Origin of the sequence: Amycolatopsis sp. NBC_00348 (assembly GCF_036114655.1) — a bacterium.
GTDB lineage: Bacteria > Actinomycetota > Actinomycetes > Mycobacteriales > Pseudonocardiaceae > Amycolatopsis.
On the sequence record NZ_CP107994.1, the window covers coordinates 1,728,517 to 1,741,947 of the forward strand.

The 13,431-nt window shown below is 72.6% G+C and carries 13 protein-coding genes; 6 read left to right on the forward strand and 7 right to left on the reverse strand.

Going from position 1 to position 13,431, the window contains the following annotated elements:
• Position 1: 1 nt before the first annotated feature.
• Positions 2-1,999 (reverse strand): DNA ligase D, encoded by a 1,998-nt coding sequence (gene ligD / locus OHS58_RS07705; protein ID WP_328647692.1) that lies wholly within the window; start codon positions 1,997-1,999, stop codon positions 2-4.
• Positions 2,000-2,224: 225 nt separating this feature from the next.
• On the opposite strand from ligD, the gene OHS58_RS07710 reads away from it, so the two are divergent.
• Positions 2,225-3,361 carry an FAD-dependent oxidoreductase gene (locus OHS58_RS07710; protein WP_328647693.1) on the forward strand — a complete coding sequence of 379 codons (1,137 nt, stop codon included), beginning with the start codon at positions 2,225-2,227 and terminating at the stop codon, positions 3,359-3,361.
• Between the two features lie 240 nt (positions 3,362-3,601).
• On the opposite strand, the gene OHS58_RS07715 is transcribed toward OHS58_RS07710, so the two are convergent.
• The gene (locus tag OHS58_RS07715) at positions 3,602-3,886 is read right to left on the reverse strand and encodes a helix-turn-helix transcriptional regulator (protein WP_328647694.1); all 285 of its coding nucleotides are present in this window, start codon (positions 3,884-3,886) and stop codon (positions 3,602-3,604) included.
• Between the two features lie 85 nt (positions 3,887-3,971).
• On the opposite strand from OHS58_RS07715, the gene map reads away from it, so the two are divergent.
• The 4 genes from map (at position 3,972) to OHS58_RS07735 (ending at position 7,497) form a co-directional block, all read left to right on the forward strand.
• Positions 3,972-4,793: a type I methionyl aminopeptidase gene (gene map, locus OHS58_RS07720; RefSeq protein ID WP_328647695.1), complete on the forward strand. Its 822-nt coding sequence runs from the start codon at positions 3,972-3,974 to the stop codon at positions 4,791-4,793.
• A 98-nt stretch (positions 4,794-4,891) separates the two neighbouring features.
• Complete coding sequence (locus tag OHS58_RS07725) at positions 4,892-5,761, forward strand: cyclase family protein (RefSeq protein ID WP_328647696.1); 870 nt, start codon at positions 4,892-4,894, stop codon at positions 5,759-5,761.
• A gap of 181 nt (positions 5,762-5,942) precedes the next feature.
• Positions 5,943-6,560, forward strand: coding sequence for an HD domain-containing protein (locus tag OHS58_RS07730; protein WP_328647697.1), 618 nt, complete (start codon positions 5,943-5,945; stop codon positions 6,558-6,560).
• 16 nt (positions 6,561-6,576) lie between these two features.
• Positions 6,577-7,497: an NADP-dependent oxidoreductase gene (locus OHS58_RS07735; RefSeq protein WP_328647698.1), complete on the forward strand. Its 921-nt coding sequence runs from the start codon at positions 6,577-6,579 to the stop codon at positions 7,495-7,497.
• A gap of 20 nt (positions 7,498-7,517) precedes the next feature.
• On the opposite strand, the gene OHS58_RS07740 is transcribed toward OHS58_RS07735, so the two are convergent.
• Positions 7,518-8,105, reverse strand: coding sequence for a TetR/AcrR family transcriptional regulator (locus tag OHS58_RS07740; RefSeq protein WP_328647699.1), 588 nt, complete (start codon positions 8,103-8,105; stop codon positions 7,518-7,520).
• A gap of 70 nt (positions 8,106-8,175) precedes the next feature.
• Between OHS58_RS07740 and OHS58_RS07745 the strand changes: the two genes are divergently transcribed.
• A complete protein-coding gene (locus OHS58_RS07745; protein ID WP_328647700.1) occupies positions 8,176-9,069 on the forward strand; it encodes an NADP-dependent oxidoreductase in 894 nt (297 codons plus the stop codon).
• A gap of 229 nt (positions 9,070-9,298) precedes the next feature.
• Here the strand turns inward: OHS58_RS07745 and OHS58_RS07750 are convergent, their stop codons facing one another.
• From OHS58_RS07750 to OHS58_RS07765, 4 genes are all read right to left on the reverse strand, one after another.
• Positions 9,299-11,656 (reverse strand): aerobic carbon-monoxide dehydrogenase large subunit, encoded by a 2,358-nt coding sequence (locus tag OHS58_RS07750; RefSeq protein WP_328647701.1) that lies wholly within the window; start codon positions 11,654-11,656, stop codon positions 9,299-9,301.
• Positions 11,653-12,123: a (2Fe-2S)-binding protein gene (locus tag OHS58_RS07755; RefSeq protein ID WP_326952579.1), complete on the reverse strand. Its 471-nt coding sequence runs from the start codon at positions 12,121-12,123 to the stop codon at positions 11,653-11,655. The genes OHS58_RS07750 and OHS58_RS07755 overlap by 4 nt, the downstream gene beginning before the upstream one ends.
• Position 12,124: 1 nt before the next feature.
• Entirely contained in the window at positions 12,125-12,991 is an 867-nt protein-coding gene (locus tag OHS58_RS07760; protein WP_328647702.1) for an FAD binding domain-containing protein, read from the reverse strand.
• 94 nt (positions 12,992-13,085) lie between these two features.
• Positions 13,086-13,325: a hypothetical protein gene (locus tag OHS58_RS07765; protein WP_326952581.1), complete on the reverse strand. Its 240-nt coding sequence runs from the start codon at positions 13,323-13,325 to the stop codon at positions 13,086-13,088.
• Positions 13,326-13,431: the final 106 nt, after the last annotated feature.

Consider the following 13,431-nt stretch of genomic DNA (forward strand, 5'->3'; position numbering starts at 1 on the left):
CTCATCGGGCCGGCAGCGGGGCCTGAGTCTCCAGGAGCGGCGCGAGCAGGTCCCCGTGCGTCTCGACGCGGTCCAGGACGTCGTCGGCGGTGAAGGTCAGGTGGCTGACGTGCCGGCACGCGCGGACCTCGGCCCACGTGAGCGGCGTCGAGACCGTGGGGTGCTCGCGGCCGCGCAGGCTGTACGGCGCGACCGTCGTCTTGGCCGGGTTGTTCTGGCTCCAGTCGACGAACACCCGGCCGGCGCGCTGGGCCTTGACCATGACGGCGGTGACCGTCGCCGGGGTCTCGCGCGCGAGCCGTTGCGCCAGCCGCTTGGCGTAGGCCGACGGCGCGGCCGGGTCGGCCGTGCGGATGCCGCAGTAGAGCTGCATTCCCTTCGAACCGGACGTCTTCGCGAACGGCGTCAGCCCGTCGGCGAGCAGGACGTCGTGCAGGCGTTCGGCGACCCGGCAGCAGTCGACGATCGACGTGCCCGGGCCGGGGTCGAGGTCGAACACCAGCCGGTCCGGCGGTCGGCGGGTCGCGCCGGGGCCGACCGTCCACTGGGGAACGTGCAGCTCCAGCGCGGCCAGGTTCGCGGCCCACACCAGCGCGGGCAGCTCGTCGAGCAGGGCGTAGTCGATGGTGCCTTCGCCGCGGCCGGACCGGGACCCGGTGCTGGGCAGCGTGACGGTCGGCAGCCAGTCCGGGGCGCCGCGCGGGGCGTTCTTCTCGAAGAACTGCTGGCCGCCGACGCCGTCGGGGAAGCGGATGAACGTCACCGGCCGGCCCGCGAGGTGCGGCAGCAGCACGGGCGCGACGCGGGAGTAGTAGTTGATGACCTCGCCCTTGGTGAAGCCGTCGGGGAACAGCGGTTTGTCCAGATTGGACAGTGTCAGCCGCCGGTTTCCGGCCTGCACGGTGATCTTCGGCCCCAGCGGCGGCGCCGGCTCCGAGGGCGCGGGCTCCGGCGCGGCCTGGCCGGTCGAGCGGGGCGCGCGGACGTCGTCGGGGCTCTTGTCGGCCCGCAGGCCCCGCCAGGCGGTGTGGCGGACGCGGCCGCCGCGGGTGAACTGCCGGTAGACGACCTCGCCGACGAGGTGCGGTTCGACCCAGCGGGCGCGGGTGGTGTCCTCGCGCGGCGGCGTCGTGGCGAAGGGGTGGGTCCGGCGCTCGAGCGGCGTCAGCATGGTGACGAGGTCCGCGCGGGCTGCCTGGGAGAAGCCGGTGCCGACGTCGCCGATGTAGACGAGGTCGCCGGTGGCGGGGTCGTGGGCGCCGAGCAGCAGGCCGCCGAGGGTGCCGGTGAAGCTGCGCTGACCGGGGCGCCAGCCGCAGACGATGACCTCCGCCGTCTGGATGAACGGGTGCTTGAGCCAGGAGTCGGGCCGGTGGCCGGGCTGGTAGGTCGAGCTGCGGAGCTTGGCCACGACGCCCTCGTAGCCGGCGTCGGCGGCGTGGGCCAGGAAGTCGGCGGGGGAGCGGTGGTCGGCGTCGAGTTCGGCGAAGGTGACCGCGCGGACGACGGAAACCTTGTGGAGGTCGGGCATCGGCAGCGTGGTGAGCAGGCGACGACGTTCGTCGTAGGGCGAGGCGAGCAGGCTGCGCTCGCCCAGCTGCAGGAGGTCGAAGGCGAGGAACCGGACGGGGAGGTCGTCGAAGGGTTCGTCGCGGCGCAGGGAGCTCTGGTGCTTGACGTAGCGACCGCGGCGTTCCTGCATCAGCTCGAAGTCGATCCGGCCGTCCTCGTTGTAGACGACGACTTCGCCGTCGAGCAGCGCGGCTTGGCCGTCGAGGTCGAGGACGCCGGTGACGCCGCGGAACTCGGCGGTGAAGTCGATGTTGTTGCGGCTGGTGAGCACCGTGGTGCCGTCGGGGGCGATGCGCATGGCGGCGCGGTAGCCGTCCAGCTTGTACTCGTAGGCCCACTCGGGGCCGCTGCGCAGGCGCCCGCCGTCGGCCTTGGCCAGCATCGGCTCGACCCAGGCGGGGACGCGGGCGGTGTCACGCGCTGCCATGCCGGCCTCCGTTCCCGCTCGGTGCTCCGACCGTAACCCGTTCGGCCTAGCTTCGCTGGGTTTGTGCAGGTGAAAGCCGTACTGGTAGCGCGCGATACCGGGAGTCAGGTCGCTGCCAGCGCCGTGTGCGGCCCGTGCCAGCGGCCCGCGTCAATCTTGGAATGTAATTCCAACGGCGGCCGCGCCTGGGCTCACCAGGCGGCCGCGATCGGCGAAGGAGCCACCATGAACACCCCAGTCACGATCATCGGTGCCGGACTCGGCGGCCTCACCCTCGCCCGCGTCCTGCACGTCCACGGCATCCCGTCCGCGGTGTACGAGGCCGAGCCGTCCCCGATGGCCCGCATGCAGGGCGGGATGCTCGACATCCACGACTACAACGGCCTGCTCGCCGTCGAGGCGGCCGGCCTGACCGAGGCGTTCCAGGGCCTGGTGCTGGAGGGCCGGCAGGCGATGCGGATCCTCGACCACCAGGGGAAACTCCTGTTCGAGAAGGTCGACGACGGCACCGGCGGCCGCCCCGAGGTGCAGCGCGGCGAGCTGCGCCGGCTGCTGCTCGACGGGCTCCCGGACGGGACCGTCCGGTGGGGCCACAAGGTCAGCGCCACCCGCGTCCGCGCCGAAGGCGGCTACGAGGTGACCTTCGCCGACGGCGCCACCGTCGTCACGAACCTGCTGGTCGGCGCGGACGGCACCTGGTCGCGGGTGCGGTCGCTGGTCACCGGCGCTGTCCCCGAGTACGACGGCACGGCGTTCATCGAGACCTACCTCTACGACGCCGACACCCGGCACCCCGCCACGGCGAAAGCGGTCGGCGGTGGCTCGATGGCGTCGAACGGGCCCACCCCGGACCGGGCGATCAGCGCCCACCGGGAAAGCGGTGACACCCTGCACGCCTACGTGGCGCTCACGGAGTCCCTGGACTGGTTCGAGGCCCTCGACTTCGCCGATCCGGCCGCGGTCACGGCGCGGATCGCGCGGGAGTTCGACGGCTGGGCCCCGGAGCTCACCGCGCTGATCACCGACGCCGACACCGCGCCAGTCTTCCGCCCGCACTACGCCCTGCCGATCGGGCACCGCTGGGACCGCCTGCCGGGCGTCACCCTCGTCGGCGACGCCGCCCACGTGACGGCTCCGAACGGCGAGGGCGCCAACCTGGCCATGCTGGACGGCGCCGAACTCGGCCAGGCCCTGGCGGCCCACCCGGGCGACGTCGAAGCCGCGCTCGCCGACTACGAGGAGGCCATGTTCACCCGCACCGCCACCCCCCTCGACGACGCCGCCCTGATGGAAAGCCTCTTCGACGGCGAACTCCCGGAGAGCCTGCGGGAGATGTTCAGCGGAGACCAGCAGAAGTCCTGAGCCCCGACACCCGCGTGTCGACCCTCCGAACACACGTGTCGACCCTCTGATCACGGGAGTCGGCTTCCGGATCACACGGGCCGCGAGCGAAGTCGTGGGCCGGCACCGCCGGCGCGTGGGCCGGAGAGGTCGGCTCGCGTGATCGGGAGGTCGACTCCCGTGATCCTAGGGTCGACACTCGTGATTGCCGGGACGACACGGCGCATCCGGACGAACCAGGCCGCCGCGGCGGGCGTCGGCCTAAAGCCGTCCGTAGGCCGGGGCGGTGTGCAGGGGGACGTCGGGGCCGCGCCAGGTGGCGGCCAGCTCGTGCAGCGGGGTGTCCAGCACCTCGCCGAGGCGGACGACCGTGCCGAAGCCGGGGGAGGGCAGGCGGCCGGTCTCGATCTTGCGGAGGGTCTCCGGCGAGATGCCGGCCGCCTGTGCGACTTCCGCGAGGTCGCGGCCCGCCCGCGCGCGGCGCAGCAGGACGCCGAGCCGCCGGCCGGCTTCGACCTGGGCGGGCGTGAGCGGTTGACGGACCATGCTCCGAGGGTAGGACTGGTATTACTATACCGGCAAGTGCTACGGTCCCGGTATAACTATACCAACCCTGTGACGTGAGGTTTTCGTGATCGAACTGAAGACGCCCGCCGAGATCGAGCGCATGCACGTGGCCGGGCGTTTTGTCGCCGAGGTGCTGACCGAGGTGGGCCGGCTCGCCGACGTCGGCGTCAACCTCATGGACCTGGAGCACCACGTGCGCGGCATGATCGAGCGCCGCGGCGCGGAGTCGTGCTACTGGGACTACGCGCCGTCCTTCGGCAAGGGCCCGTTCCGCAACGTCATCTGCCTCTCGGTCAACGACGCCGTCCTGCACGGCCTGCCCCACGACTACGTCCTGCGGGACGGCGACGTGCTCAGCGCCGACATCGCGGTCGGCATCGACGGCTGGGTGGCGGACTCGGCGCGCACGGTCATCGTCGGCACCCCGGCCGAGGAGGACCTGCGGATCATCCGCGCCACCGAGGAAGCACTGGAAGCGGCGATCGAGGTGGCGCGCCCGGGCAACCGCCTCGGCGACATCTCGGCGGCGATCTACGCGGTGGCGTGCGACTACGGCTACCCGGTCAACACCGAGTTCGGCGGCCACGGCATCGGCCGCACCATGCACGAGGACCTGCACGTCTCCAACAAGGGCCAGGCGGGCCGCGGGATGAAGCTCCGGCCGGGCCTGACCCTCGCGCTCGAACCGTGGTTCGCCCGGACGACCGACAAGATCGTCTACGACCCCGACGGCTGGACCATCCGCTCGGCGGACGGCTCGCGCACGGCCCACTCCGAGCACACAGTGGCCGTCACCGACGACGCCCCGCTGGTGCTGACCCGGCGCGCCCCGGAGACCCCGGCGACGCGGGACGAAGCCGACCGGCTGTCCACAAAGGACGCCTGACGCGACCCGCCGCCGGTCGTGATCGATCGAGTACGGTGGATCACGACGCGGCGGTCGGCGACCGCCTTCCGGCGATCGCGACGAGAAGGGCCCCGCTCATGGCCGACCCCGACCTGCCGGACAACTGGGGCCGCTGGGGCGCCGACGACGAACTGGGCACGCTCAACCTGATCACCGACGACGTGCGCGCGCAGGCCGCCGCCGAGGTGCGCACGGGCCGGTGGGTGTCGCTGGCGCAGCCGATCACGCCGAACCCGATGATCAGCAGCCCGTTCGCGCCCACGACGGTGGACGTTTCGCCGGTGCAGCAGCTGATGTCGTACACCGGGGTGGGCGTGTCGGCCGACTTGATGCTGGTCACCAACCACCACGCGAAGTCGACGCACCTCGACGCGCTGGCGCACTGGTCGACCGGCGACCAGGTCTACCCGGGCCGCCCGCGGGCCGAGGTCGTGACCGCCGGCGGGGTCACGCACGCGTCGACGTCGGCCTTCGCCGCCGGGATCGTGACGCGCGGGATCCTGCTCGACCTGGCCGTCGACGGACCGCTTCCCTCGGGATACGCGGTGACGTCACACGACTTCGAGGAAGCCGAGCGGCGCCTCGGCGTCGAGGTGCGCCCGGGTGACGCACTGGTGGTCCGGCTCGGCTGGCCGGCCACCCCGGTCCCCGGCACGCCGACCCCGGGCATCAGCGTCGACGCCGTGCGCTGGATGGACCGCCGCGGCGTCGCACTCTGCGCACCCGACCGGGGCGACGCCTTCCCGCCACTGGACCCGGGCGGCCCGTCCCCGCTGCACGGCATCGGCCTGGGCCGGCTGGCGATGCCCCTGATCGACGCGGTCGCGCTCGACGACCTCGCGGCGCTGTGCGCGGAGCTGGAGCGCTACAGCTTCCTGCTTTCCGTTGCCCCGCCACGTGTCCACGGCCTGACCGGCATCCCGGTCAACCCCGTCGCGCTGTTCTGAGGTCGTACCGCATCGACACCGCGGACGGTTGTTCGTGACTCCGGCTGTGTCCTGATCCGAGGGGTTCCTGGCCGGACGAAGGCCGTGCCACGTCGGCTTCAGTCGGCACCATGGAAGCCGGACATCCCGTCCGGCGACCACGAGCGAAAGCGCTGAAGCCATGTCAGAGATCATCGCGGGGGTGGCGGTTCCCGAAACGGCCGCGGTCGCCGAAGCGACCCGGCTCGCCCGGGAGACGACCAGCCCGCTCCTCTACCACCACTCCCGCCGCGTCTATTTCTTCGGCCGGATCCACGCCGCCCGGCTCGGCGTCGAACCGGATCCCGAACTGCTCTACCTGGCCGCCCTGTTCCACGACGCCGGTCTCCTGACGCCCTTCTCCGGCGTCGAGCAGCGGTTCGAGGTCGACGGGGCCGACCACGGGCGCGAGTTCCTGCTGGCGCACGGGTTCTCCGCGGCGGCCGCGGAAACCGTGTGGACGGCGATCGCGTTGCACACGACGCCGGGGATTCCCGGCCGCATGGGCCCGGAGATCGCCGCCACCCACTTCGGCGTGCTGACCGACGTCGTCGGGTTCGGCCTGGCCGGGCTGAACCCCGATCAGGTGGCGGAAGTCGTCGCCGCGCACCCGCGGGGCGAGTTCAAGGAAGAGTTCCTGAGCACCTACCTCGACGGCCTGAAGAACCGCCCGGAGACGACCAACGGAACCGTGAACTCCGACGTCCTGGCGCACTTCGTCCCCGGATTCCGGCGGACGACGACCGTCGAGCGGATCATGGGCTCGGGCTGGCCGAGCTGACGCGAAAGGAACCGCCATGCGAGCCATCACCGTACGAGACCGCGACGCCGGCGTCGGCGGACTCACCCTGACCGACCTGCCCCACCCGCACGCCGCGGAGAACGACGTCATCGTGCGCGTCCACGCCGCCGGCTTCACCCCCGGCGAGCTGGACTGGCCCGGCACCTGGACCGACCGCGCCGGCGGTGACCGCACGCCGAGCGTCCCCGGGCACGAGGTGGCCGGGGTCGTCGCCGAGCTGGGTTACGGCACCACCGGCCTCACCGTCGGCCAGCGGGTCTTCGGCCTCACGGACTGGACGCGCGACGGGTCCCTCGCCGAGTACACGGCGGTGGAGGCGCGCAACCTCGCGCCGCTCGCCGCCGACATCGACTACGCGGTCGCCGCGGCGCTGCCGGTCTCCGGACTGACGGCGTGGCAGGGACTGTTCGACCACGCCGGCCTCACCACCGGCCAGACCGTCCTGATCCACGGCGCGGCGGGCGGCGTCGGGTCGATCGCCGTCCAGCTCGCCCGCGAGGTCGGTGCCCGGGTGATCGGCACCGGCCGGGCCGCCGACCGCGACGTCGTCCGGGACCTCGGCGCGCACGCGTTCCTGGACCTGGCCGCGGATCCGTTGCCCGGCGACGTCGACGTGGTCTTCGACGTCATCGGCGGCGACGTCCTCGAGCGGTCGGCCGCGCTGGTCCGCCCGGGCGGCACGCTCGTGACGATCGCGGCGCCACCCACGGTGCGGCCGAAGGACGGGCGAGCCGTCTTCTTCGTGGTCGAGCCCGACCGCGCCCGGCTGGCGGACCTGGCGCAGCGTGTCCGCGACGGCCGCCTGCGCCCCCGCGTCGGCGACGTCCGCCCGCTGGCCGAAACGGCCGAGGCGTTCGCCCGCCACCGGCGCACCCCCGGCAAGACGATCATCCAGGTGGCGCCGGATCAGCCGTGATCGATGCCGCGCCGGGTGGGTCAGCGACTTGCGGCAACAGGCCGGGTGACCTCCCAAGCGGCCTCGATCATCCCGAAGATCTCGTCGACGGCCGCCGGGGGATCGGCCGCCTCGCGGGACAGGGAGTAGGCGTCGATCACGAACCTGGCGATCGTGCGGCAGGCCGTGGGGGTCCGTGCCAGGCCGGGGTCGGCGGCGATGGCCGCGGCCAGGGATTCCGCGTGGCGCAGCCGCATCGACTCCTCGTACTCCCGCAGCGCGGGTGACCCGTCGATCATGCGCCGGATCGGGGCGGCGCCCTCCGCCGTGCAGTGGCGCACCAGGGCGTGGACCTCGCGGCGCAGCGCGGGCACGAGCGGCTCGTGCGGCGCCCGGCCGGTGACCGCCTGGGTGAGACGTTGCTCGAAGTCGTCGTCCCGCTCGAACACCAGGGCCTCTTTCGCGGCGAAGTGGGAGAAGAGCGTGGTCACGGCGACGTCGGCCTCGGCGGCGACGTCGCGGATGCCCACCGCGTCGTACCCGCGCTCCAGGAAGAGCCGCAGGGCGGTGTCGGCGATCTTCTGGCGGGTCGCGGCCTTTTTGCGCTCACGGCGTCCCGGCTCGGTCATGTGCTGATGCTATCAGCTACGAAAGCGTAGTCAGTGCAAAACGCTAACCGTTAGTGCTAACGTCGGCGGCATGAAGAGAGTCAGCTTCGCCGAGTTCGGCGGTCCGGACGTCCTGCGCCTCGAAGACGCCGAGGAGCCCCACGCGGGCGCCGGTCAGGTCCGCGTCGCCGTGCGGGCCGCGGGGGTGAACCCCGTCGACTGGCGGGTCCGGGAAGGCCAGTTCCTGAAGGCCCATCCGCTGCGGCTGCCCGCCGGAGTCGGGATCGACGCTTCGGGAGTGGTGGACGAAGTCGGTGACGGCGTCGACGGCGTCGAGGTGGGCGACCGCGTGTTCGGGGAAGGTTCGGACACCTACGCCGAGTTCGCGGTGCTGTCGGCCTGGGCCCGGATGCCCGAGGGCCTGACGTTCGCGGAGGCCGCCGGTTACCCCTCGGTCGTCGAGACGGCGTTGCGCGTCATCCGCCAGGTCGGCGTGCGGCCCGGCCAGACGCTGCTGGTCAGCGGCGCCTCCGGCGGAGTCGGGTCCGCGGTGCTGCAGATCGCCCGTGACCGCGGCATCACGGTGATCGGCACGGCCGGGGCCGCGAGCCAGGACTACGTGCGCGGCTTGGGCGCCGTCGCCACGACCTACGGCGAGGGCTGGGTCGAGCGGGTGCGGCAGCTCGGCCGGGTCGACGCCGCGCTCGACCTGGCCGGCTCGGGCGTGATCCGCGAGCTCGTCGCGCTGACCGGCGATCCGGGCAAGGTGGTCTCGATCGCCGATCTCGGTGCGCCCGCGCTCGGGGTCCGGTTCTCGGACACGGCCGGGAGCGTGCCGGACGCACTCGTCGAGGCGGCCGGCCTCATCGCGCGCGGGAAGCTCCGCATCCCGGTCGAGAAGTCGTACAGCCTCGCGGAGGCCGCGGACGCGCACATCGACAGCCACGCCGGGCACACGCGAGGCCGCCGGGTCATCCTGCTCTGAGCTGGTCTTCCGCGCTGGGAACGTCCAGCGGACGCGGTGCAAGGGGCCGCTTGCGGACCTTGCCGGAGACACCCACCCGCTCGCCGAGACGGCCGAGGTGTTTCGCCCACCATCACCGGGTCACCCAAGCTACGTCCGCCGTCAGCTGAGTTCTCGTTGCATCAGCACGGTGCCGAGCCGTGCGGGTACCACGTCGCCGCGCTCGTGGTGCGCCCGCGCTCGCCGGGTCTCAGGTGATCGCCAGGTCCGTCCGAAGTGGACGGCCCTGCATCGCGCACCAGACCGCCGCCGGTGTCAGCGGCATGTCCGCGTGCCGCACGCCGTACGGGCGCAGTGCGTCGACGACGGCGTTGACCACCGCGGCGGGGGAGCCGACCGTCGCGGACTCGCCGATGCCCTTGGCGCCGATCGGGTGGCGCGGGGACGGCGTGCACGTCTCGCCCAGCTCCCACGACGGGCACTCCAAAGCCGTCGGCAGCAGGTAGTCCATGAAGGACCCGCCGAGGTGGTTGCCGTCGTCGTCGAACGCGATCAGCTCCATCAGCGCCATTCCGATCCCGTCGGCGAGGCCGCGGTGCACCTGCCCGGCCACGATCGCCGGGTTGATCCGGACGCCGCAGTCGTCGACCGCGACGAACCGGCGCACGCGCACCTGACCGGTGCCGGGATCGACGTCCACGACACAGATGTAGGCGCCGAACGGGTAGGTCAGGCTCGGCGGGTTGTACACGCAGGACGCGTCCAGGTGACCCTCGACGCCTTCGGGCAGCGCCAGGTCGGAGTGCGCGGCGCGGGCGATCTCACGCATCGACCGGCCCTGGTCCGGCACCCCGCGGACGAACCAGCGGCCCGGCTCCCACTCCAGGTCGTCCGGGCTGACCTCGAGCATCGCCGAGGCGACGAGCCGCGCCCGCGCGCGCACCTTCCGCGCGACCAGCACGGTCGCCGCGCCGGACACCGGCGTCGAGCGCGAGCCGTAGGTGCCGAGGCCGAACGGCGTGGCGTCGGTGTCGCCCTGCACCACCTCGACCTCGTCCGTCGGGATGCCCAGCTCGTGCGCGACGATCTGGGCGAACGTCGTCTCGTGCCCCTGGCCCTGGGACATGCACGACAGGCGCAGCACGGCCGAACCGCTCGGGTGCACGCGCAGCTCGGCGCCGTCGGCCATGCCGAGGCCCATGATGTCCATGTGCTCGCGCGGGCCGGCGCCGACGGCTTCGGTGAAGAAGCTCAGGCCGATGCCCATCAGCTCCCCGCGTTCGCGCTTGTCCTTCTGCTCGCGGCGGAGGTCGTCGTAGCCCGCCATCTCCTTGGCCAGCGCCAGCGCCCTGGGGTAGTCGCCGGAGTCGTACTCCCAGCCGGTCGCGCAGGTGTACGGGAACTGCCCGGGCCGCAACAGGTTCCGCTCCCGCAGCTCCGCCGGGTCGACGCCGAGGTCGTAGGCGAGCACGTCCATCATCCGCTCGACCAGGTACACGGCTTCGGTGATGCGGAAGGAACACGCGTACGCCACGCCGCCGGGCGCCTTGTTCGTGTGGACGCCGGTGACCGCGCAGTGCGCCGCGGGCAGGTCGTAGGAACCGGTGAAGACCTGGAAGAACCCGGCCGGGAACTTCGAGGGCTGCGCGGTGCCGTTGAACGCGCCGTGGTCGGCCAGCACCCGCACGCGCAGGCCGAGCAGCTTCCCGTCGCGCGTCGCCGCGATCTCGCCGTGCATGTGGTAATCGCGGGCGAACGACGTGCTCATCAGGTTTTCCGAGCGGTCCTCGACCCACTTGACCGGCCGCCCGGTGAGCATCGTGGCCGCGACCGCGCACAGGTAACCCGGGTACATCCCGACCTTGTTGCCGAAGCCGCCGCCGATGTCCTGCGCGACGATCCGGATCTTGTGCTCGGGCAGCCCGGTGATCATCGAGTAGAGCAGCCGGTGCGCGTGCGGTGCCTGCGCGGTGGCCCAGACGGTCAGCTTGCCGGTGACCGGGTCCAGCTCGGCGACCGCGCCGCAGGTCTCCATCGGCGCCGGGTGCACCCGCGGGTAGAGCATGTCCTGCGTCGCGACGACGTCCGCGCGCGCGAAGGCGTCGGCGGTCGCTTCGGCGTCACCGGACTCCCAGTCGAAGATCCGGTTGTCCGTACGGCCTTCGACGTCGTCGCGGATCAACGCGGCGTCGGCGTCGAGGGCGGTCCGCGCGTCGGCGATCACCGGCAGCGGCTCGTATTCGACGTCGATCAGCTCGAGCGCGTCTCGCGCGGCGTAGCGGTCTTCGGCGACGACGAACGCGACCTCCTGGCCCTGGAACCGGACCTTGTCGGTGGCCAGCACGGCCTGGACGTCGTGGGACAGCGTCGGCATCCACGCCATGCCGCGCTCGGCCAGCATCGCGCCGGTGATGACGGCCCGGACCTTCGGGTGCGCCTCGGCGGCGCTGGTGTCGGTCGCGACGACGCGGGCGTGCGCGTGCGGGCTGCGCAGGATCGCGCCGTGCAGCATGCCGGGCCGGGTCACGTCGTCGAGGAACGTGCCGCGGCCGCGGACGAACCGGCCGTCTTCCTTGCGGGGCACGGAACCGTGGCCGTTCGCGGTCACGCTTCACCGTCCGGGTGCTCGGCGGCCCAGCGGACCGCGCGGACGATGTTCTCGTAGCCGGTGCAGCGGCACAGCTGCCCGGAAATGGCCTCGCGGATGGTGTCCTCGTCCGGGTCGGGGTCGCGGTCGAGCAGCCAGCGCGCGGTCATCAGCATCGCCGGGGTGCAGAACCCGCACTGGACGCCGTGGCAGGCGACGAACCCCTGCTGCACGGGGTCGAGCCGCGGGCCGTCGGCGAGGTCCTCGACGGTCCGGACGCGCTTGCCGTCGGCCATCGCCGCGAGCACCGTGCACGACTTGACCGGCAGGCCGTCGAGCCAGACCACGCAGGTGCCGCAGTTGGACGTGTCGCAGCCCCAGTGCGTGCCGGTGAGGCCGAGGTCGTCGCGCAGGAAGTGGACCAGCAGGAGCCGGGGCTCGACGCTGCGCCGGTACGCCTCGTCGTTGACGGTCACGGTGATCTCCACGTCACCCCGCCCGCCGCGCGTGCGCCTGGTGCAGCGCCCTGGCGGTCAGCTGCGCGACGAGGTGGCGCTTGTAGTCGGCGGGCCCGCGCTGGTCGGCGGCGGGGGAGCAGCGCGCGGCGGCGATCATCCCGGCCTCGGTGAACCGCTCCGGCGTCGCCGGGCCGCCGCGCAGGAAGTCCTCCGCCTCGGCGGCGACGAAGTGCGGGGCGCCGACGGCGGTGAGGCCGAGCCCGGCTTCGACGATGACGTCGCCGTCCAGCCGCAGGGACGCGCCCGCCGCGGCGATGGCCCAGTCCCCGGCCCGCCGGCCGACCTTGGCGTACGCGCTCCCGGTGCCGTCGCGGATCGGCAGCCGCAGCTGCACCAGCAGCTCACCCGGCCCGACGGCGGTCTCGTACGGCCCGGTGAAGAACTCCCGCACGGGCACGACCCGCGTCCCGGTGCCGCTTTCGACGACGGCGTCGGCCCGGACGGCGGTGAACGCGGCCGCCAGGTCCTCCGACGGATCGGCCTGGCACAGCGAGCCGCCGACGGTCCCGCGGTTGCGCACGATCGGGTCCGCGACCACGCGTTCGGCGTCGTGCAGGATCGGGAACAACCGCCCGGCCTCGGGCGAATCGAGCAGTTCGGCGTGCCGCACGAGGGCCCCGATCCGCAGCTCCCCGCCGACGACCTCGATCCGGGACAGCTCGCCGAGCTCGTTGATGTCGACCAGCGCTTCGGGCCGCGCCAGCCGCAGTTTCATCATCGGGATGAGACTGTGCCCGCCGGCGATCACCCGGCCCTCGGGGCCGTACTTGGCCAGCAGTTCGAGGGCGTGCCCGACACTGGTGGCCCGCTCGTACTCGAACTGCGCCGGCACCTGCATGACCGCCGATCGTCCCCGCCGGGTCCGCGGTCCGCAACAGTGGATTAAGGGAACTCTGAATCCGGGCGTGCCGACCAGCGCCCCGAGGCGAGGGTCAGACGTCGGCGGGGGCGTGGGTCCATTGGAGTGCCTCGTGCCACTCCGCGATCAGGGCTTCGTCGTCCGCGAACGTCGGTGTCGTTCCCACCGGGACCCACGACTGGCCTACCAGGTCGCCGTCTTCGACGCGCTGGACCGTGATTCCGGTGTACTTCACCACCTCCCGGCCGAATTCGGCCGGGGCCGAGACCTCTCGGGTGCCCAGCCGCAGCCGCACCTGTCGTTCGCCCGTCACCCGACCACCCTCCCCTTCATTCTCGACAGTGCTGTCGCGAATGAGTGCGGATCTGTAACAGCCTGGGCGGGTGGACTGCGGTAAGCGGCCGGAAACGGCCGGTGGA